Annotated in this window: 27 protein-coding genes, 2 tRNA genes and 1 rRNA gene; 8 read left to right on the forward strand and 22 right to left on the reverse strand. The window is 50.1% G+C overall.

Annotation, left to right across the window (positions count from 1 at the left end):
• Positions 1-25 precede the first annotated feature (25 nt).
• A complete protein-coding gene (gene groES, locus KNO96_RS12530; protein ID WP_015880602.1) occupies positions 26-310 on the reverse strand; it encodes a co-chaperone GroES in 285 nt (94 codons plus the stop codon).
• Between the two features lie 213 nt (positions 311-523).
• Between groES and KNO96_RS12535 the strand changes: the two genes are divergently transcribed.
• Positions 524-1219 carry a CPBP family intramembrane glutamic endopeptidase gene (locus KNO96_RS12535; RefSeq protein ID WP_026824438.1) on the forward strand — a complete coding sequence of 232 codons (696 nt, stop codon included), beginning with the start codon at positions 524-526 and terminating at the stop codon, positions 1217-1219.
• A gap of 16 nt (positions 1220-1235) precedes the next feature.
• Positions 1236-1445 (forward strand): YdiK family protein, encoded by a 210-nt coding sequence (locus KNO96_RS12540; RefSeq protein ID WP_015880600.1) that lies wholly within the window; start codon positions 1236-1238, stop codon positions 1443-1445.
• Between the two features lie 14 nt (positions 1446-1459).
• Here the strand turns inward: KNO96_RS12540 and KNO96_RS12545 are convergent, their stop codons facing one another.
• Together KNO96_RS12545 and KNO96_RS12550 are read right to left on the reverse strand one after the other, a co-directional pair.
• Positions 1460-1861, reverse strand: coding sequence for a hypothetical protein (locus KNO96_RS12545; RefSeq protein WP_078146180.1), 402 nt, complete (start codon positions 1859-1861; stop codon positions 1460-1462).
• A gap of 11 nt (positions 1862-1872) precedes the next feature.
• Positions 1873-3498 (reverse strand): ABC transporter substrate-binding protein, encoded by a 1626-nt coding sequence (locus KNO96_RS12550; RefSeq protein ID WP_214704135.1) that lies wholly within the window; start codon positions 3496-3498, stop codon positions 1873-1875.
• 101 nt (positions 3499-3599) lie between these two features.
• Between KNO96_RS12550 and KNO96_RS12555 the strand changes: the two genes are divergently transcribed.
• Complete coding sequence (locus tag KNO96_RS12555) at positions 3600-4835, forward strand: MDR family MFS transporter (RefSeq protein ID WP_214704136.1); 1236 nt, start codon at positions 3600-3602, stop codon at positions 4833-4835.
• Positions 4836-4871: 36 nt separating this feature from the next.
• Here the strand turns inward: KNO96_RS12555 and KNO96_RS12560 are convergent, their stop codons facing one another.
• Both KNO96_RS12560 and KNO96_RS12565 read right to left on the reverse strand, forming a co-directional pair.
• Complete coding sequence (locus tag KNO96_RS12560) at positions 4872-5270, reverse strand: hypothetical protein (protein ID WP_214704138.1); 399 nt, start codon at positions 5268-5270, stop codon at positions 4872-4874.
• Positions 5267-5425 (reverse strand): hypothetical protein, encoded by a 159-nt coding sequence (locus KNO96_RS12565; RefSeq protein WP_015880595.1) that lies wholly within the window; start codon positions 5423-5425, stop codon positions 5267-5269. Before KNO96_RS12565 ends, KNO96_RS12560 begins: the two co-directional genes overlap by 4 nt.
• A gap of 104 nt (positions 5426-5529) precedes the next feature.
• On the opposite strand from KNO96_RS12565, the gene KNO96_RS12570 reads away from it, so the two are divergent.
• Positions 5530-5865 (forward strand): TM2 domain-containing protein, encoded by a 336-nt coding sequence (locus KNO96_RS12570; protein ID WP_214704140.1) that lies wholly within the window; start codon positions 5530-5532, stop codon positions 5863-5865.
• Positions 5866-5904: 39 nt separating this feature from the next.
• On the opposite strand, the gene KNO96_RS12575 is transcribed toward KNO96_RS12570, so the two are convergent.
• Together KNO96_RS12575 and KNO96_RS12580 are read right to left on the reverse strand one after the other, a co-directional pair.
• The gene (locus KNO96_RS12575) at positions 5905-6483 is read right to left on the reverse strand and encodes an NADPH-dependent F420 reductase (protein WP_214704143.1); all 579 of its coding nucleotides are present in this window, start codon (positions 6481-6483) and stop codon (positions 5905-5907) included.
• Between the two features lie 3 nt (positions 6484-6486).
• Positions 6487-6960: a hypothetical protein gene (locus KNO96_RS12580; RefSeq protein ID WP_214701212.1), complete on the reverse strand. Its 474-nt coding sequence runs from the start codon at positions 6958-6960 to the stop codon at positions 6487-6489.
• A gap of 158 nt (positions 6961-7118) precedes the next feature.
• Here KNO96_RS12580 and KNO96_RS12585 point away from each other — a divergent pair, with 158 nt between their 5' ends.
• Positions 7119-7301: a PspC domain-containing protein gene (locus KNO96_RS12585; protein ID WP_074032578.1), complete on the forward strand. Its 183-nt coding sequence runs from the start codon at positions 7119-7121 to the stop codon at positions 7299-7301.
• 34 nt (positions 7302-7335) lie between these two features.
• Here KNO96_RS12585 and KNO96_RS12590 read toward each other — a convergent pair whose 3' ends face one another.
• The 5 genes from KNO96_RS12590 to KNO96_RS12610 form a co-directional block, all read right to left on the reverse strand.
• Positions 7336-8682, reverse strand: coding sequence for an FAD-dependent oxidoreductase (locus KNO96_RS12590; protein ID WP_214704145.1), 1347 nt, complete (start codon positions 8680-8682; stop codon positions 7336-7338).
• Positions 8683-8871: 189 nt separating this feature from the next.
• Positions 8872-9165: a YesK family protein gene (locus tag KNO96_RS12595; RefSeq protein ID WP_026824452.1), complete on the reverse strand. Its 294-nt coding sequence runs from the start codon at positions 9163-9165 to the stop codon at positions 8872-8874.
• Between the two features lie 126 nt (positions 9166-9291).
• The gene (gene tatC / locus KNO96_RS12600) at positions 9292-10080 is read right to left on the reverse strand and encodes a twin-arginine translocase subunit TatC (RefSeq protein WP_214704146.1); all 789 of its coding nucleotides are present in this window, start codon (positions 10078-10080) and stop codon (positions 9292-9294) included.
• Between the two features lie 3 nt (positions 10081-10083).
• Positions 10084-10278 (reverse strand): twin-arginine translocase TatA/TatE family subunit, encoded by a 195-nt coding sequence (locus tag KNO96_RS12605; protein ID WP_214701348.1) that lies wholly within the window; start codon positions 10276-10278, stop codon positions 10084-10086.
• A 32-nt stretch (positions 10279-10310) separates the two neighbouring features.
• Positions 10311-10967 (reverse strand): redox-sensing transcriptional repressor Rex, encoded by a 657-nt coding sequence (locus KNO96_RS12610; RefSeq protein ID WP_026824455.1) that lies wholly within the window; start codon positions 10965-10967, stop codon positions 10311-10313.
• 150 nt (positions 10968-11117) lie between these two features.
• Here KNO96_RS12610 and KNO96_RS12615 point away from each other — a divergent pair, with 150 nt between their 5' ends.
• On the forward strand, positions 11118-13019 hold the full coding sequence (locus KNO96_RS12615; protein ID WP_026824456.1) for an ABC-F family ATP-binding cassette domain-containing protein: 1902 nt from the start codon (positions 11118-11120) through the stop codon (positions 13017-13019).
• On the forward strand, positions 13016-13423 hold the full coding sequence (locus tag KNO96_RS12620; RefSeq protein WP_026824457.1) for a hypothetical protein: 408 nt from the start codon (positions 13016-13018) through the stop codon (positions 13421-13423). Before KNO96_RS12615 ends, KNO96_RS12620 begins: the two co-directional genes overlap by 4 nt.
• A gap of 48 nt (positions 13424-13471) precedes the next feature.
• On the opposite strand, the gene KNO96_RS12625 is transcribed toward KNO96_RS12620, so the two are convergent.
• The 7 genes from KNO96_RS12625 to KNO96_RS12655 all read right to left on the reverse strand — a co-directional run bounded on the left by KNO96_RS12625 (position 13472) and on the right by KNO96_RS12655 (position 16911).
• A complete protein-coding gene (locus KNO96_RS12625; RefSeq protein WP_214704149.1) occupies positions 13472-14038 on the reverse strand; it encodes a hypothetical protein in 567 nt (188 codons plus the stop codon).
• A 14-nt stretch (positions 14039-14052) separates the two neighbouring features.
• Complete coding sequence (gene tsaD / locus KNO96_RS12630; protein ID WP_214704150.1) at positions 14053-15075, reverse strand: tRNA (adenosine(37)-N6)-threonylcarbamoyltransferase complex transferase subunit TsaD; 1023 nt, start codon at positions 15073-15075, stop codon at positions 14053-14055.
• A complete protein-coding gene (rimI, locus tag KNO96_RS12635) occupies positions 15072-15533 on the reverse strand; it encodes a ribosomal protein S18-alanine N-acetyltransferase (RefSeq protein WP_214704153.1) in 462 nt (153 codons plus the stop codon). Before rimI ends, tsaD begins: the two co-directional genes overlap by 4 nt.
• Complete coding sequence (gene tsaB / locus KNO96_RS12640; protein WP_214704155.1) at positions 15526-16182, reverse strand: tRNA (adenosine(37)-N6)-threonylcarbamoyltransferase complex dimerization subunit type 1 TsaB; 657 nt, start codon at positions 16180-16182, stop codon at positions 15526-15528. Before tsaB ends, rimI begins: the two co-directional genes overlap by 8 nt.
• The gene (tsaE, locus tag KNO96_RS12645; protein WP_214704162.1) at positions 16179-16628 is read right to left on the reverse strand and encodes a tRNA (adenosine(37)-N6)-threonylcarbamoyltransferase complex ATPase subunit type 1 TsaE; all 450 of its coding nucleotides are present in this window, start codon (positions 16626-16628) and stop codon (positions 16179-16181) included. Before tsaE ends, tsaB begins: the two co-directional genes overlap by 4 nt.
• Before the next feature lie 104 nt (positions 16629-16732).
• Positions 16733-16809 (reverse strand) — tRNA-Met (locus KNO96_RS12650).
• Positions 16810-16834: 25 nt separating this feature from the next.
• Positions 16835-16911: transfer RNA gene (locus tag KNO96_RS12655), tRNA-Met, on the reverse strand.
• Between the two features lie 138 nt (positions 16912-17049).
• On the opposite strand from KNO96_RS12655, the gene KNO96_RS12660 reads away from it, so the two are divergent.
• Positions 17050-17832, forward strand: a complete 783-nt coding sequence (locus KNO96_RS12660; protein ID WP_214704163.1) for a sporulation protein — start codon at positions 17050-17052, stop codon at positions 17830-17832.
• Here the strand turns inward: KNO96_RS12660 and KNO96_RS12665 are convergent.
• From KNO96_RS12665 to rrf, 3 genes are all read right to left on the reverse strand, one after another.
• Positions 17817-18458 (reverse strand): uridine kinase family protein, encoded by a 642-nt coding sequence (locus tag KNO96_RS12665; protein ID WP_214704164.1) that lies wholly within the window; start codon positions 18456-18458, stop codon positions 17817-17819. The genes KNO96_RS12660 and KNO96_RS12665 overlap by 16 nt on opposite strands.
• A gap of 163 nt (positions 18459-18621) precedes the next feature.
• A complete protein-coding gene (locus tag KNO96_RS12670) occupies positions 18622-19560 on the reverse strand; it encodes a coiled-coil domain-containing protein (protein WP_214704165.1) in 939 nt (312 codons plus the stop codon).
• Positions 19561-19722: 162 nt separating this feature from the next.
• Positions 19723-19809 (reverse strand): 5S ribosomal RNA (gene rrf / locus KNO96_RS12675); the annotation flags it as partial.

Here is a 19809-nt window from a genome sequence, read left to right on the forward strand (position 1 = left end):
TAAAAAAGTTTTTGAATAATGGTGCTTAGCCTACGATTGCGAGAATGTCGCTCTCGCGAACGATTAAGTACTCTTTTCCATCATGCTTCACTTCGGTACCTGCGTACTTCGAGTAGATGACCAAATCATTTTCTTTCACGTCGAGATCGATGCGCTTGCCTTCGTCCGTCACGCGGCCTGTACCGACTGCGACGACTTTCCCTTGTTGCGGCTTTTCTTTCGCCGTATCAGGAAGCACGATGCCCCCGATCGTCTTTTCTTCTTTCTCCACGACTTCGATGATGACACGATCGCCTAGTGGTTTTAACATGGAAAAACCCTCCTCCGAATATGAATGATGTAATGTGTATCGTAAGGTTTTAGCACTCAGTTAAAAGGAGTGCTAACATTGTTAAGTGTAGTATGCGACGATTAAAAAATCAAGTGGGATACATTAAAAAATGCTCTTACTCGCGGTCAAGAGAACTTATTTGTTACAATGAGAAAAAGGTAGGTTTATTCTTATGATTAAGGACGTGTTGAATTGGCTACACTAAACTCAAACCAATCGATAAATACCCGTTTTTCGATGGCGCCTAACATTCGTCTCCGGCACCTCACCCCGATTTTACTCTATGCGTTCGTTCAACTATTCCCGCTCGTCCTCACTGAAGTACGACCGGAATGGTTAACGGAAACGTTCGTCGGGCTCTGGCTCGCCATCGGATTCGGTGTGACGATTGTTCTGTCAATCCTGCTCATCTGGCCGGATTTGAAGCAATACAAAGCGCAAGGCATCCAATCGAACTTGAACGACACGGTCAAATGGATCGGGCTCGGGATTTTGATGCAATACGGGCTCGTCATCGTGGCGAACTTGATTGAGACGGCCATCTCTGGTGACCTCGTCGAATCGATGAACACGCAAAACATTGCCGAGATGGTGGAAGTCATTCCACTCCTGATTTTGCCGGTTATTTTGCTCGGACCAATCATCGAAGAGATTCTCTTCCGTCACATCTTGTTCGGGAACTTGAATGCACGCTTCGGGTTCTGGATCGCCTTTGGGGTCAGTTCGATCCTATTCGCGCTCATCCACCAAGACAATCGGTTCCTCGTCTATATCGCGATGAGTTTCGCGTTCTCCTACGCGTATGCGAAGACAAGACGATTGATCGTTCCAATCGCCATCCACGCGTTCAACAACGCGCTCGTGATGCTCGTACTATTTTTAATGTAGAAATGAGGTGGCAGTTATGCCGCGACAACTAAAAGTGATGATGCTCTTCAGTCTCTCGTTCGGTGTGTTGTTCACCGTCCTCGCGTACTTCTCGGTACAAGAGTACGGCTTCAGCTTCTGGACGTACTTTATCATCGCCGTCGCCGCTTACGACTTTTTCAAAGTGTATCAAATCTTGGCACTCGCTCGAAAAGTCAAAAAAGAAGGCACGGACAAATCCGCATAACGAAACCCCGAGTCTTACGAGCTCGGGGTCTTTCTTATGGCTGTAACTTTCGATTGATCCTGTATTTCTTCTTGATAGACACTCCGAATGAGCAGTCCACGCAGACCGAACACCACGCCTAATAATACATAAATGGCATCAATCAGTAGGATTTGCGGTTCATCCAAGAAGAAATTGATGACCACGCCAATGACCAGCAAACCGTAAATCGTGATGTTCATGAGTGTCGCATCGACTTGTCTCATGATTCTCTTGCTCACCTTTTCCTCAAGCTTTTCAATTTCTTCGTGTCGATAACCATAGATAGTGAATCCTAGACCCACGATTGTCATGCTAAGAAACACACCATCCCATAGCGCGAACAAAAACAGTCCTACAAAAAAGATCATAAATCCAATGAGTAACTTCTTACGCACCATACCCCTCCTTATGATGGAATCCATAGTTTTGCAAAATCAAAATAGCCGAACAAGTCGACACAGACGTCCTTCAGCTCGACCGGGAACGGAATCGTCCGCTCCTCGTTATAGAGCGGAATGAAGTACGACTTCTCTTTCAACTCACGTTCGATCTCTCGGTGCAGCGGCAACCAATCCTCAAACGGCAGGTCATCATATTGCCCGAGCCGTTCCGTCATCCCTTTTATATGAGGAAACACTTTATATGGCGGCGAGTATTCGTTCGTCATGAACTGTTCAAACCCGAGCGTAATGTTCCGCTCGAACACTTCCCCGTGAACGACCAAATCAACATATTCATAATACGCTTTATCGTGGATCGAATCTTTGAAGCTGATGGGTACGAACTCATAAGCAATGCCGTGACGCGTCAACATCTCGGCAATCCAATCGGTCGTATCGTTCGTGAAGTCCGTCTGTTTGATTCGAATCGGACGGTCGAACGTGACCGGTGTTCCTTTTGGAATGCGATACGTCTCGCTCATCGCTCCGAGAAAACCTCGATTGTTCGGCGTTCTTCGCTCATGCAACGTCCCAATCTCCGGTCGAATCTCCGCAATCAACCGATGGATATAATGTCGCGCCTCTTCATTCGCGAACACACTATTCGGATGACTGTTCAAGATGACAAGCCCGAACCCGGACGGTGTCGAGATGTGTCCGGTTTCTTTGGAATCCCTTGATGAGATGCGATACGTCGGATCGTATCCGTCCGGCACTTTGATGAACTCGACCCGGTCGAGGAGCGCCCGCACCCCAAAATAATTCTCGAAGGCGAGGAGGACCGTCTTCTCCCGATCATGCTGGTCCAATTGAAATGGTCCTGTCCCGACACTTCCTTTGGCGATGCTCGTATGAATCATCGACAGTTTCGGGATGTACGAATTCCGGCGTCGGTCGAGCGTGACATCGACGCGATACGTACCGTTCGATGCGATATGCCGGACGTGCCGGTACATATATCGATACGCATCCGACTGGACGAGCATGCGCAGACTCTTCGTCACATCTTTACTCGTCATGAGCGACCCGTCATGGAATCGGACCCCTTTCCGAAGAAACAAGACGAGCGTACTTCCCTGCCATTCATAGTGATGCGCAAGCTCCCCTGTGACCTCACCAGACGCGTCAATCATGAACAGACGATTGAAGACGTTCTGGACGAGGTGGGCACTGTGGATGTCAGCCGCCTCGAGCGGATGTGTCGTCAAAAAGTGACGGCGTCGCGGGATGATGAGCGCATCACTCGATGTCTGGACGTAACCGAACTTCTTCTCGAGTTGACGCATGAACCGACCCGCCTGTGCCGGTGACCAGTCCCACTCCAGCTGATTTGTCACTGCCTCGACCGACTCTTTCTCCATGCGTTCGAGCAGCTGTTTCGCCAAATCACGCTCGACGTGTCGTAGCCATTCGAGACGCGTCAAATTCCCCCGTCCACGTCCGCTCGTATACGTGAGCCACCCTTCTTCTTGCCACCGTGCCAAATGACGCTTCGTCTGTTTCGGGCTTAAATGAATGGCTTCCGCCATATCGGAAATCGTGTACGCTCCGTCCCGACACTCTTTCCACAATCGAAATAAATATGCATCCACGTCACATCCCCCCTTAAAAGTGGACATCATTTCCCCATGTCGTCCATTTTTCAAATCCGTTGTCTTGTTTATCATACAGGTACAGAATGGAAGGTGACAAGATGAAATGGAAAGATATACCTAAACCAATAAAAGTTCGACTCGTAACATCATTTTTTAACCGTTCGGTCTCATTCGCCATCATGCCGTTCATGGCACTTCTCTTTGTCAAAGCGTTCAATGAATGGATCGCGGGCGTCTTCTTGATCTCGCTCGTCTGTCTCGGGTACGTGATCGGGTTGATTGGAGGCTACCTCGCCGATAAATTTTCACGGAAGCGACTTCTTGTGTTAACGGCTAGCCTCACGGCATCGATGTTTCTCGTCATGACGCTCAGTCTTCAGTTCGACCAGATGATTGTCTTTATGATCGCCTATACGATTTTCACGGTCACGAATAACCTCGGGCGGCCTGCGATGAGCGCCATCATCATCGACGCGACAACACCTGAGAACCGAAAAGCCGTGTACGCGCTCGATTACTGGTTGATCAACCTCTCAATCACGATTGGGACGGCACTCGGGGGCTGGCTCTATGTCAGCAACCAACTGTTACTGTTTTGGATTTTGACGTTCACGTCGAGCATGCTGCCGATTGCGTACGCCATCTTCCTCGAAGACACGAAACGGACGTGGACCTCACAAAAGCTCAAGCTCGTCTTCGTCGACGTATTCCAAAGCTATCAAATCGCCTGGCGTGACCGCCCGTTCGTCAAAGTCGTCTTCGGCTCGATGTGTATCCTCGCTGCCGAGTTCTCGATGGGCAGTTACGTCGCGGTAAGGCTCGCCGATTCATTGGAACCGCTTTCGTTCGAAGACTGGACGATTAATGGAGTACGGATGATGAGCTTGATCCAAATCGAGAACACGCTCATCGTCGTCGCGTTGACGTTCTTCATTCAACGTCTCGCTTCCCGCTTCTCGAACAAGCACACGCTACTCGGCGGGCTCGCGCTGTACACGATCGGGTACGCGGTCATCACGAGTGCGAATTCGATGATGCTCCTGCTCGGGTTCATGCTCATCGCCACGTTTGGTGAATTGTTGTACTCACCGGTATTGAATACGGAGAAGGCGAACATGATGCCAGAAGACCGACGTGGTGCGTACTCGGCGTTTGCCGGAACGTCGTTCGCCGGTGCCGACTTCTTATCACGTTCGACGATTTTAATCGGGTCGCTTCTCACACCGTTCATGATGAGCGTCTACATCGGACTGTTGGTCAGCTTCGGCTGCTTCCTCGTCTATAGCGGCATTTATGTAAAAGAAAAGCTCGTCCTACGACGAGCGGCTTCCTAAATCAAAACCATCCTTTCTCACGCGAAGGGATGGTTTTTAGTCGATCTGTTCTTGGTGCATCGCATAGATCAAGGTCAACGCTCGGATACAAAAGATTGTCGAGAAGCCATAAATGCTCAGTTCGAGCAACGAAACAGAAGGATATTGTAGGCCAAGCGAGACGGCATAGCCCACTAAACAAAGCAAGACGACAAGTGTGATCGTCCACTCATCCGACTTCCGCTTCATCTTCTCGGCTAACCCCTTCTCTTCTTTCTCAACACGTTCACGCTGCCAAAAGTAAAAGAGCAACGCATACATCGCAAACGAGATTCTCGGGACATCACCTAAGAGTAAATCAAAGATGATGAGACCTAAAAATAAGTATGTCCCCAGTTGATAACCACTCTGCATTTGTAGACGCGAACGAAGTGGTCTGTTCGCCCCCCACTTCATAATCCGATCACTGCCACGGTCAACCCGCCGTAAACGAACCCGAGTACGATGGCACTGATGGCCATTCGTTTGTATTGCGGATATTGATAAAGGGCAATCGCCCCACCAACGACGTGTACGAACGCGACGATGAACGTCAAAATCGGAAAAAGCATAAAGAACCTCTTTTCTTTTTAGGAAATCATGGAAACAAATCCATTTTCCGATATACTTGAGTGCGAACTCATTATAACAATTATGGATAAGGAGTTGGAGTCCTATGTATGATTCGCGTATGGATTTGACGACAGAAGAAATGTTACTCGTGAACAGCGAAGTCGAAAAACGAAAACGTAGCTTGCTCGTCGCCTACTTGCTTTGGTTTTTCCTCGGTGCATTTGGTGCGCATCGTTTCTATTTCAAAAAAATCGGTTCAGGAATCGCCATGGTCCTACTCGTCGTCTTGACGCTCGGTCTCGGTGCATTCATCACAGGCATTTGGGCACTCGTTGATGCATTTCTCATGCCGGGTTGGCAACAACGTGAAGTTGAGCAGATTGAGCACGAGACGATTAAGCTGCTTCAAACACGTTCTGATCGCTATACAGGATTCTAATCAAAAAAGACGATCGAGGCCTCTCGCCCCGATCGTCTTTCAACGTTCTGTTAAGTAGAAGGCGAAGTCCCGTGATTTTCGCTCTTTCACCGCATTATGAATCCAGAGCCACGCCAACCCTTCCAACTCACGAGCCAGCTTCAGACCATGGAGCGGATGCGTATCGAAGCCGATCTTGTTCGATAGCTCGACGACAAGCCGCACTGCTTCCTCATCTTCACCTGCGACGAACATGACGGACCCATTCGGATCGCCTAAATTCTCGACCCCCGTCTGATTGAACGCCTTCACCACTTTCGTATCAGGAATGAGTCGCTGCAAATACTCCGCACCTGACACTCCGTCTGGGCGCTCGACTTCGTTAAACTCGATGGCAATTGGATTCGTCACATCAATCAATACTTTCCCATCCAGTCCGTCGAGTGTCGGTAACAGGTCGACCGCTGCCGCGAACGGTGTACATAGCAGAAGCACATCGCTCGCTGAGGCGACTTCTTGTAAGGTCAATGTGCCCTCCCGTTCCGTCCGTGTCCCGTACAGCACCTCATAGCCAGCTTGTTCGAACTGCTCCCCGAGCGTGCGTCCGACTTTCCCGGCACCTAAGATTCCGAGTTTCATGTCTCACAGCTCCTCGTCTGTCCGCGTGACCGTCCCTCCGAACTCTTCTGCAAGCCCGTCTAAAATTGATGGATCGAATTCATCCCCGATGGCCATGACGCCTGTCTGACCCGGCTCGATGTTACCGACTGTCCGCTTGAACGTGTCTTGAATGCCTTGCATATGCTTCACGTCTTTCGTGCCGCCGATGAGACCACCTGTGAGTGTCCCGAACAGGATGCCGAACGGACCGCCGAGGATTCCAACGGCCATCCCGATGAGCGCACCTTTCGTCGACTTGTTGACGGGTGCGAGCTGTGCCGCATCCTCAAACGAAAACGCCCCGTTCTCTTCACGCTTGATGACGACAAGCTGTTCAAAACCGACAAGCCCATCCGCATGGTACTTTTTCAGCTTACTGAACGCCTGATACGAAATCGCCTCTTCCGGGAACGTGAACGTGACGATATGATACGGTTGTTTTTCCTTTTTAGCCATGAAAAATTCCTCCTTCAAGGTAGACAACATGACGCGCACTTACCTATCCTATTTCCCCGAGTAACTTGTAAATAATCTACATTAACAAATCAATCGATGAGGATGTTTATGCACTTATTATGGTAAAATTTACATATCAACCCATAAGGAGCTTTGCTATGCAACGTACACTTCGTAAGTCGGCGACCGACCGCTCTCTGTCTGGAGTATGCGGTGGGATTGCTGAATACTTTGGTATTTCATCAATCGGAGTTCGACTCATCTTTTTGATCCTACCTGGGAGTTTCCTGCTTTATATGATTTTGACGAATTCCATGAAAGATGCCCCACGCTATCTATAAAAAACGCAGAAGCTGTTAGCTTCCGCGTTTTTTGTTAGGCATTCACTTTGTCTTTCATCGCTTCAAGCGCTCCGCTGTTCAGGAAGTGCCATGGCTTGTTGTAGTGTGGTTGGAAGAAGAAGTCTACATAGGCGAGCTCTTCGATCGTCATCTCGTTTTGGATGGCTAGCGAGAGCGTGTTGACCGCTTGCGTCAAATCCGCTTTCGATAACACTTGTCCACCGACAATGCGATGTGTCCCTTTTTCATAGACGAGTTTGAATTCGACTTTCTCTGCGGTCGGCATGAACTCCGGACGATACGCGTCCTCAATGACGACACTTTCCACTTCGAGTCCAAAGAGCGCTGCCGCTTCTTCCGTCAAACCAGAAGACGCGATATTCCAGTCATAGAGTCGAAGTCCTGACGTTCCTTGTGTCCCTTGGTAGCGGACGCGTGGTTGCATCATGTTCTCCGCAATGAGCGTTCCCATGCGGACAGCGTTCGTCGCAAGTGGGATATAGGCGTGTGTGCGTGCCGGGTTGTAGTAGACGGCACAGCTGTCCCCCGCCGCAAAGATATCCGGGTTGCTCGTGCGCATGTATTCATCGACGATGATGGCGCCGTTCCCGAGCATGTCGACCTGTCCTTCTAGGAGTCCTGTATTCGGACGGAATCCGACGCACAAGATGACGAGATCCGCTTCGAATTCACCTTTGTCTGTCACGACATGTGTGACGTTCCCATCTGTTCCACGGAACGCTTCAACCGTCTGACCGAGTTCAAGATCGATCCCGCGACTGGTCATGTCCGCTTCTAATGGATCTGTGAACGACTTATCGAGATATTTGTTCAAGATGCGGTCGGCACTATCGATAAATGTGACATGTTTTCCGTATGCTTCGAACGCTTCGACGAGTTCGACCCCGATATAGCCCGCCCCGATGACGGCAATCTTCGTCGCATCCGTCGCACGCTCGATAATGCGTTGGGCATGCGCGTAGTTTTTACAGAGCTCGATTCCATTCATTTCGATTCCTGGGAGCGTTGGGACGATCGGCCATGAACCCGTCGTGACAATCAAACGGTCATACGTGTCATGCACGTCTTCCCCGGTTTCAAGATTTTTGGCGTGGACCGTCTTCGCTTCGGTGTCAATCGACAAGACGTCATGTTTCATGCGCATCGTCGCACCGAGTTCTTCAAGTTCACGTGGAGAGGAGTAGAACAACTCTTCCGCACGTTGGACGACCCCACCGACGTGGAGCGCAATCCCACACGAGAGGAAGCTGACGTTGTCGTTCCGCTCGTAAACGGTGATTTCGAGATTGTCGTGCTTGGCAAGTAATCCTTTAACAGCTGCTGTTCCTGCGTGTGTACATCCGATGACTGCGATTTTCATATGATTGTCTCTCCTTTAGGTGTTAGGCAAGTTAGCGTTTGTGATAAAAATCACATTCACTTTCTGAACTTAGTGTACTATTTCACAAGAAGGTTTGACAATCCTTTTGCTCACTATTTCACGTAAAAGTGTCTAAAATTTGAACTCCATGCGTGACAACAAAACCGTCCCGCAACCGGAACGGTTCACTTACGAATTCGTCGTGCGTCGTGCTTTGATCCAGTGATAGATGACGACGCCGATATAGGTGACAAGACCGATCACGTATAAACTGAAGCCGATCATGCTCCAGCCCAGACCATCCCATCCGCGAACAAAGACGAGACCAATCAAGATCAGCGTGTATCCTACCACGAGCAGCATCAACGAAAAGACGAGTCTTCGCTTAAATTTCGACTTCAAAAAGTTCAGCATGGCAATCAATAAAATCGTCGTCAACACACCGATGATGATGATTGCATCCCCGTAGTACTCCCAAATCATCGCTTCTCCCCCTGGCATCCAACTGAGTAGCTTTATTTTATCATGTCAGTCATGTGTTTTCGTGTTGTTGAAAAACGTTCGTTACCAAAAATCAAAAAAGCACCGTCTCCCTGGAAGGAACGATGCTCATTTCTCATTCATCTGTTTCATTAAATCCATCTGTTCTTGCACCATCGCTTCTTTCTCCCGGCGCAGCACCCCTTTATAGGTGATACGTGAAATCGATAAGCTGATCTCATATAGGAAGAAGAGCGGTAGTGACACCATGAGGTGCGACGTCAAGTCCGGTGGTGTGATGAACGCCGCGACCACGAATAGCGCAAAGTACGCGTACTTTCGAATCTTCGATAAGAAGTACGGGGTCACGACACCGATCCGGGTGAGGAACATCGTCACGACCGGTAATTGGAATAATAGACCGAACGGAATTGTCAGCTGCAACAAGAACGCGAAGTAATTATTGGCCCCGATGAGTTGTTCGAGTCCGAGGTCTTGCCCGAGGTCCGTCGAGATATCGAGGACGAGCGGGAACAACCAATAGTAGGCGAACGCAAGACCAATCAAGAACAATCCGAAGATGATCGGGATATAGGCAAGCGTGCCTTTCCGCTCATTCGGATGCAGACCGGGTGCGACAAACGCCCACACTTGATACAGTAGGAATGGGCTCGCCGCAATCAGGCCGATGACGAGCGCCAAGTTCAAGTAAATCATGAGTGGGTCCGCGACCCCAAAGGCGTTCAGTTCGAGCCCACGTTCGATGAGATCTTCTTGCAAGTACGCGAGTACATATTTGACACTCGGCAAAGCCATCAAAAAGAAGGCAAAGACGACAAATGCAGATAGCATCAGTCGTCTCCGCAGCTCTGTCAAGTGATCGGTGAGTTCCCGCTCTTGATCAGGTTGATGATTCATGGCTTACTGCTCTTTCTTTTCGATAGCTTTCTTGTCGTTCTTGTCGTTCTCGTCGTGCTCGTTCATCATGCCGTTCGTTGCATTTTTGAACTCACGAAGCGTCTGCCCGGCCGCGCGACCAAACTCCGGTAATTTCTTCGGTCCGAAGAGAATGAGTGCGATGATGGCGATGACAAATAGACTCACCCCACCTGGCATCCCGACGACGAGTGATGATGCTAGTAATTCCATTATTGATGGACCCCCTCAGCGGTTGGATAGTGTTGCATAAAGTAAATGAGTGACTGCAGCTCAATCGACAAATCGATGTGATGGACGCGAACGGTGTCCGGTACAGTGAGTCGTGCCGGTGTGAAGTTCAAGATACCCTTGATGCCGAATCGCACCAAGTCGTCTGCGACGGGCTGCGCATAGGCAGAAGGTACCGTCAAAATGGCGACGTCGATCTTGTTTTGCTTCATAATCTGTTCCATCTCATCGACGTGATGAATTGGGACGCCTGACATCGTCGTGCCGACTTTTGTCTCGTCTGCGTCGAACCCGACGACGATATGTGTGTTATTGTTTTTAAGGAAGTTATAGTTGACGAATGCCGTCCCAAGGTGACCGACCCCGACCAAGGCGACATTCGTAATCTCGTCTTGATTCAGTGTCTTTCGGAAAAAGTCTAACAGATACTGCACGTTATAGCCATATCCCTTTTTACCGAGCGCACCGAAGTACGAGAAATCACGGCGAATCGTAGCCGAATCGACCTTGACCGCCTCACTCAGTTCTGCTGAAGAGACACGTTGTTTCCCTGACGCATGCAGGCTTTGAATAAATCGATAGTATAGTGGCAACCGTTTGGCTGTCGCTTGTGGAATCTTTGGTTCGTTTTGACTCAACGGAAAGAGCCTCCTTTTTACGACACGTTACAAACGAATCTGAATTTCATACACCTTGATTGTAAACGAATTCACATGACCACTCAACGAATATACCTAAAATCGCTGAAAAATACAGTATACTAAATAGAGAGAAAGGGGTTTTTTCACTTGATCCTACTGCAAGTCAACAACTTATCCAAATCCTTCGGCGTCGAGCCGATTTTAGAAAACGTAAAACTCGAAATCCAGGAAGGTGAACGTGTCGCCCTCGTCGGTCGGAACGGTGCCGGTAAGTCCACACTTTTGAAAGTCATCGCTGGTGAATACAACTATGATTCCGGGGACATCATGAAGCCAAAAGACGTCACCATCGGCTATCTCGCCCAAGACTCAGGGCTCGAATCCGACGAGACAATCTGGAACGAGATGCTCACCGTCTTCACGGACTTGATCGAGCAGGAGAAGACGCTCCGTCGCATGGAAGCCGACATGGGATCCGAACGAATCCTAAATGACGCCGCTGCGTACGAACGTCTCCTCTCTTCTTACGATGAAGAGCAGCATACGTTCAAAGAGCGTGGCGGTTACCAGTATGAAGCGACCATCCGCTCGGTCCTCCATGGGATGCGCTTCTATCCGGATGACTTCGAACGTCGCATCGACACGCTATCCGGGGGACAACGGACGCGTCTCGCCTTGGCGAAGATGCTCCTTCAAAGTCCTGACCTGCTCATCTTGGATGAGCCGACGAACCATTTGGACATCGAGACGCTCGCCTGGCTCGAGAAGTACTTGGGCGGCTATAAAGGAGCTGTCCTCATCGTCTCCCACGACCGGTACTTCCTCGACCGTGTCGTTTCGGTCGTCTATGAGCTGTCACGTCATCGGAGCCGTCGCTTCGTCGGGAACTACACGAAGTATCTCGAACAGAAGGCCGCCATTTACGAGCAAGAGAAGAAGCAGTTCGAGTCGCAGCAAGAAGAGATTGCCAAGATGCAGGATTTCATTCAGCGAAACATCGCCCGAGCGACGACGACGAAGCGTGCACAAAGCGTGCGGAAGCGTCTCGAGAAAGTCGACCGACTCGATGCCCCGGACGGTGACGAACGCAGCGCCGTCCTCTCGTTCTCCATCAAACGCCAGAGCGGGAACGATGTGTTGAGCGCGAGCGACCTCGCCATCGGGTACGAAGAACCAATCGCCCAGCATCTCCGCTTCCAACTGCAACGCGGTGAATCCGTCGCCCTCGTCGGTCCGAACGGGGTCGGGAAGTCGACATTACTCAAAGTATTGACGAAACAACAAACCGCCCTCACCGGTGAGATCCGTTACGGGACGGGCGTCGAAATCGGTTACTACGACCAGGAGCAACAGAACTTGTCTGACACAAACCGCGTCATCGATGAGATTTGGAACGACTGGCCGCTCATGCGCGAACAGGAAGTGCGGAGTCTTCTCGGTCAGTTTCTCTTCAGCGGCGATGACGTCACGAAACGTGTCCTCGAACTATCGGGTGGTGAACGGGCACGTCTTACGTTGGCCAAGCTGAAGCTCGAGCAACCGAACCTCCTCATCTTAGACGAGCCGACGAACCACTTGGATCTCGACTCGAAGATGATTTTAGAGAATGCCCTCCTCGACTATCCGGGCACGATCCTTTTCGTCTCGCATGACCGCTACTTCATCGACCGTCTCGCGACACGTGTATTAGAGATCACGCCGAACGGCATCGATGAGTATCTCGGGGACTATTCGTACTACGTCGAGAAGAAAGAAGAGCTCGAAGAACTCGCACGACTCGCTCGTGAGGAGACGAAGCAGGTCGTCGTGAAAAAACAACGCGCCGACAAGGAACAGCAACGGGAAGAGCGCCGGATCAAACAGCGCATCGAAGAGATCGAGCTGGCGATCGAGCAACATGAGAAGCGTCTCGACGAGATCGAACAGTTGCTGTGTGAGCCGGACGTCTTCAACGACTTCGCCCGTGCCCAAGAACTATCGACCGAATCGGACGCAGCGAAAGAATCGATCACCGCACTTTATGCGGAATGGGAGGAACTCCATACATGATGCGTACCCGTGCCATGCGAATCGAGTTCATTCAAGCGTTCCTCACGGGACTCGCCTACATCGTGCCGACCGGGACCGAGTTCGTATCTGAACTCATCCGCGGTGAGCCGACGATCGTCCCGTCTATTCTCTTTTACTTTTTGCCTGTCGTCATCGGCTTCATCATTCAGACGTGGCCAGGGATCTTGCTCAGTCTTTTCAGTGGATTGCTCATGAGCACGCTCTTCATTCGCATCGTCGTCTGGCCGGTCGACGTGACCGTTCATACGTTCTATGCGCCAGGCTCGGTATGGGCCCACTTCTACGAAGAGACACTCTTCATGTGGATTCTCGCCCTTCTCGTGTTCATCGTGAGTCGTATCAACACATGGCATCGAGAGAATTATCGACAACCAAAAGCGTAAACAGTAAAAAGAGAGGTCAGCGTTGTCATACGCCGGCCTCTCTTTATATTAGAAATATCGTAACGGCTGGAATCCTACCGTATGGAAGTCGAGCTTCGTCCCGTCCTCAGCGATGAAGAAGACGGCCTCGTTCGTATCGACGTCACGTGTGAACACCTTATAGAACGTCATCGGCTTTTCGCCATTCGTCACATAGCGTGCCTCATGCGTCGAGATGACTTGCGCGAACAGTTGCTGTTCATCGAGTTCCTCGATCAAATCCTCAAACTTCGCCGCCTCTTCTTCCGTCGCCTCGCGACCCCGCTCGATTTCATAATAAGCATCGCTCGCTTTTGGCTGTACCCCGAGATTGCGATCGACGACGATCACACGCTCCGGCTCTTGGTCGACGACACTCGTGTAGCCATATAGTGACTCGATGAGCGTATTCTCTCCGGTCACGCGACCGATGCCTTCTAATGACTCTTCTCCAGTGAGTGACTTCACTCGTGTCTCTTCTGGAACAATCTCCTCTTGGTAGGCGATATTGTAAGCGCGGATGATCTCACGTACTTGTAAGAACGTCGCAACGACGAGTAGTACGATGAGTCCTCCGATGATGATGCGTTTCGTCATGTCTCTATTTCCCCCTAGACTGTCATGCTCTCTTCTAAGGATAACCCAGGAACCGCGTTCATCGCTAGTGTATCGCGCTTACCGCGCACATACGCGTGATGTGCCGCCACCCCGATCATGCCCGCGTTGTCCCCACAGAGGTCAAGCGGTGGAATGACGAGTTGAATCCCTTCAGCTGTAGCAGCCTCTTGAAGCGCTGCGCGGAGGCCACGGTTCGCCGCGACACCACCGGCGACGAGCAATTGCTTCGCCCCTTTTTCCTTCACGGCACGAATCGCTTTCTCGACGAGTACTTCGACGACACTCGCTTGGAAGCTCGCCGCCAAATTTTCTGGGATGACCGTCTCTCCACGTTGCTCCGCATTGTGTACGGCGTTGATGACCGATGACTTCAAGCCACTGAAACTGAAGTCAAAGCTACCTGGTTCGAGACGAACGCGTGGGAAGTTATACGTGTCTTCCCCGAGCGCAGCCAAGCGGTCAATCGCAGGTCCACCCGGATAGGGGAGACTGAGCGTGCGCGCGACCTTATCGTATGCCTCACCCGCCGCGTCATCACGTGTCTCACCGATGACTTCGAAGACACCATGTTCTGGCATATAGACGAGTTCCGTGTGGCCTCCTGAGACGACGAGACAGACGAGCGGGAATTGCATCTCTTCGACGAGTTCATTCGCGTAAATATGTCCCGCGATATGATGGACGCCGATGAGCGGTTTTTGATGGGCGAACGCCAATGCTTTGGCTGCACTGATGCCGACGAGAAGGGCACCGACGAGACCCGGTCCTTGTGTGACTGCGACCGCGTCCACATCTTCCATCTTCACGCCTGCTTCGCTTAACGCGTCGTCAATGACATACGTGATACGCTCGACATGATGACGGGACGCCACTTCAGGGACGACGCCACCAAATCGTTTATGACTCTCGATTTGAGAAGAGACGACGTTTGACAATAACGTCTTTCCGTCTTTGACGAGCGCAACGGACGTCTCGTCACAGCTCGACTCGATTGAGAGGATCAGTGATGTGTTCATTCTGATTCACTTCCTAACTTCGCCCAATAAATATAGGCGTCTTCATTATTATCCTGATAGTAGCGCCTTCTCCGTCCAGCTTGCATAAAACCGAACTGTTCATACAGTTTTTGCGCGCCGACGTTTGACACACGGACTTCTAACGTCAATCCGACAAGTCCTTTCGACTTGGCGAATGTGACGAGTCCCGCTAACAGTTGATTGCCAATCCCTTGCCCCCGAAATTCAGGTAAGACGGCAATGTTCGTGATATGTCCTTCATCGACGATTTGCCATACCCCGACAAAACCGACGACCCGTTTGTCATGGACCGCGACAAAATAAATCGCTTGTTCATTTCGGAGCATTTCATTCATGAACGCTTCTTTTGTCCATGGAATAGAGAACGACGCTTTCTCGACTTTTGTCACTTCTTCGACATCGAGCCACGTCATCCGACGAATTTTCACGTCAGCCATTGTTTTGACCCTCTAACCATTTCGCTTCTGCTTCGGCGAGACGCAAATACTCTGGTTCAAACGCATGGACGTCGCTCGTCTCATCGCTGAATACGACCAAATCACTCGCGCGCCCGTATCGATGGGCAGCCGGTGCTTCGATATAGTCGTATTCGCTTAACACGTCACGGAACGGCTCCACGTCTCCGACGATGAGGAAACGCCCTTGGCTATTCAATCGTAACCAGTCCGCGACCGAGGCGTGCTGATCGTCTGTCAGTGCCTTGTTGTGCTGATAGTATCCGATATACGCGTTGCCACGGCGTGCGTCAATCAACGAGACGACCGGCAAGTCCGTATTTGGGGCCGCTGCCATAAGCTTTAGGGCAGATACCCCGATGAGCGGAAGATTGAGCGTATAAGCGAGTGTTTTCGCCGTCGTCACTCCAATCCGAATTCCCGTGTACGACCCAGGTCCTGTCGTGACAACGATGCGCTCAAGCATGTTCGGTGTCCATTTGACTGCTGCCATAAGCTGTTCGATCATCGGCATGAGGGTGACCGCATGATTTTTTGAGACCATGACCGTCGCTTCGGCTTGAATCTCTCCAGCCTCACTTAACGCGACAGATAAACGTGTCGTCGCGGTATCAATCATCAATTGCTTCATGCGAGCACCTCCTTGGCGATTTGAACGTAACGCTCACCCATCGGAGCGAGTGTCAGTTTCCGTTCTTCGTCGCTGACCCGTTCAATCGTGATGGCCAAGTGTTCTTCCGGAAGCGAGGACTCGATCAAGTTCGACCACTCCACGATGGCGACACCGTCACCGTTGATATATTCCTCAAGCCCGATGTCATCCCCCGTATTCTCGAGACGATAGACATCCATATGATAGAGCGGCAATCGCCCTTTGTATTGTTTCATAATCGTGAAGGTGGGACTGTTGACGTTCCGCGTGACTCCGAGTCCTTTTGCGAACCCTTGTGTGAACGTCGTTTTGCCGGCACCGAGGTCACCGTTTAACGTGATGACCGTTCCTGCATCGACGAGCGTAGCCAAACGTTCTGCCACCGCCTGCGTCTCTGCCGCAGAATGCGTAATCAATGTATACATGAATGGTTCTCCTTTTATCACTTCTCATTACGTACTCATTGTACACTTCATTTTAAGCAAAAAAAAACACGAAACGCTATCGTTTCGCTATCTCATTTAAAAATTGGTTGCGGGGGCTGGATTTGAACCAACGACCTTCGGGTTATGAGCCCGACGAGCTACCAGACTGCTCCACCCCGCGACGACATATGAAATTAAATAAAAATTGGTTGCGGGGGCCGGATTTGAACCGACGACCTTCGGGTTATGAGCCCGACGAGCTACCAGACTGCTCCACCCCGCGATGGTTTGAATTGTTTCGACATCCTCTATAATAAGTGAGACAGTTATAAAAAGCAACCTTTTTCTCCATGTTTTTTGAAAAAAGGAATCGGGAACAGATATAACAGCATATAATTTAGAGAAAAGGGGCGCGACCGCCATGTCCAAATGGGGAAACCGATTCAAAAAATGGTTCTTTTCGGAGATTGAAGCTGATATCACGTTTGACCCTGCGGCACTCATTCCGAAGCAGGTAGTGACCGGAACCTTGCACGTATCTAACCCGACGACCAATGTCGTCCGACTGCAAGAATTGACCCTAAACTTTTTGACGACGTTCAAAGACATCACTATAGAAGGAAACGAGTTCAATCGAGAATCTGACATTCAAGAGATACCAATCCCACTGTCTGTCGTGTTGGGACCCGGAGATAAAGAGGATATTCCTTTTTCGTTCGAGTTGACGATGTATGCTCCCTCGTCTGCCGGGGCTCCCTATAGTGTGGAAGCAACGTTATGGGATAAAGATATGAAACGTGTCTGGTTTGACGTGATGGAACACATCGAAATCGAACCGATGCCTGAGTTAACACGCTTACTCGAAGCGACCGCTCATGCTGGTCTTGAGCCGATGTTCGTCCGAAATGTGATCGACCCGCTCGGGGAAGAACGCCCTTATCCGTTCGTTGAAAAGTATGGATTCAAGCCGGTCGGAGAATGGGCCGATGAGTTCGAGGTCGTCAAATCGTTTTGGCGCCTACATGAAGACGGGATTGACCTTTACTACTGGCTCGACAATATCGAGACCCAACGGACGCTCGAATCGATGGCGACCGACGTCGAATTGCGTCATCGCTCCCTCACTTGGGAGCAACTCGAGCGCGAACAAGAACAGCTCGGTCTCGGAATTCAAGAAACGTTACGCAGTCACCGCTCCTCGTGAGCGGTTTTTTCAATTTGAATTTCATCCTTACTCGTATTGACGATGGTTTGGAAGTGATGGCGATACGGATGCATGAACAATTCATATTGCAGACGTCGCTCTACATGTGAAGCGTGTAAATAGTCCAGCTCCATCCCTCGTTCCTGAATATCACGATGCGAACGTCGCTTGAACTCCGTCTCCCCATCCGTATAAAGATATATCGATTGGTCAAAAGACGAAAGATCCAGGAATGCGACACTCATTCCTTCAATAATCGTGATTGGCTTCTCCGGATCAATCCATGTCCGCTCTAGATAGGGGACATCAATCGTATAAAACCCAATCCCTTCCCGAATCATACGGACATCTTGCTCGAGTGACAGCAGATGATGCGCGGCCGGATGACACGCCGTCATCTTATACTGATGGGTCATTCCATCGTGTTGATACGTGAGAATCGTTTGTTTCCGCAACTGTGAATCTGTAATATACGGGTCTGTGTGAAGCAGGTTGATATCACCGAGTCGTTTCCGTAATTTTTCTGCCAACGTCGATTTTCCGGCCGCCCCATGTCCGGAGATGGCAATCAGTGTCCGTTGATTCGATTTCACACTTTGTACAATATCCTCAATCAGTTGTTCCATGATTCTCCAACTTCGGTACACTTGATGTACAAAGGAAATGTAACCATCTCATGTCCACTTATCCATCTTCTCATCTCACAGGCTCATCTGCACGCCATTCTTCGTCACGAGTAAAGTTCTCATTTAGGTCAAACGGCTGAAACTATTGTAATGAACAAACAGCTCATCGTGTCAAGATGAGCTGTCTTCTTTTTTCTTCAGTCTCGTCAAGCTTCTGTTCTAACCGTTCCACTTGTCTCGTCATACGAGCAATCAGTTGACTGATTTCCTGATCCAATCCGTTCACTTGATCTAAGGAATCATTGATTCGACCATGCATCGTCCATTCCGAAAAAATATCATCCAAAAAGTAATCAGCGAACTGAATGAGTGAACCTCGATCGACATGCAACTCCTGAACAATCCCTTGCACGTCCGCTAATTCACGGGAGAAGCGCTCCAACGCAGATTGTAATTCATGCATCGTCTGTTCGGAAGCATCTAGCGCCTCATGTTTCATTGCTGTGGCAATCAAGCCACCCCCGAAGAACGTGTCATACGTCGACCACCCCTTCGCACTATCTAGATGTTTGAGTGTTTTTGTAATCGTCGACCGTGCCGCTTTACCGGCAACGATGGCTTCCCGATACTCGATGAGAAGTTCATTCGTTTCGGCTTGTTGATTCGTGAGATGGTGTAAGTCCCGGCGAACAGCTGGGTCTTTCACCAGATGAGATTCTTTTGTTTCTAAGAAGGTCTCCCACTCAGCGTCGATTCCTTCGTATCTCTCGAGCTGTTCTTGTAAATCTCGATGTTCGAGCGTCAATTCGTCAATCATCGCCTCGTGTTCCCGTAATTTCAGTTCAGCGCGAGCAGCCTCTTCCATTTCAATCGTCCGTTGTTCATCAAACGTTCCTCGTAACTTTCGCCATGTGTTGACGAGCGAGAAGCTTTCAAGGTCATACACATCCCGTTGTTCTTTCGTGAATGTATTGAGTAGTGTTTTCCGCACCGTCTCATGCTCTTTCAGCTGTTTGTTTAGTATCTCTTGCTTACGAACAAGTCGATCTCGCTCGGCGATACGCTGTTGTAAATCTAATTGGGTCTCCTGAAGATTCTGCATGATGTTTCCCCTCTCATTTTGTTTATCGAATGAGTCAATCTGAGGAGATTCATGATTTATAAACATCCCCTCTTTCTCTTACTTAGTACGAAAAAGAAGGGACAAAGTTTCAAAGAAACAAAAAAACGACCGAGCGTATGCTCGGTCGTCCTCTGCGTTGTTGCCTGGCAACGTCCTATCCTCACAGGGGGAGATCCCCCAACTACTTTCGGCGCTGAGACGCTTAACTTCCGTGTTCGGCATGGGAAC

It is taken from the genome of Exiguobacterium sp. s89 (assembly GCF_018617735.1).
GTDB classification, from domain to species: domain Bacteria; phylum Bacillota; class Bacilli; order Exiguobacteriales; family Exiguobacteriaceae; genus Exiguobacterium; species Exiguobacterium marinum.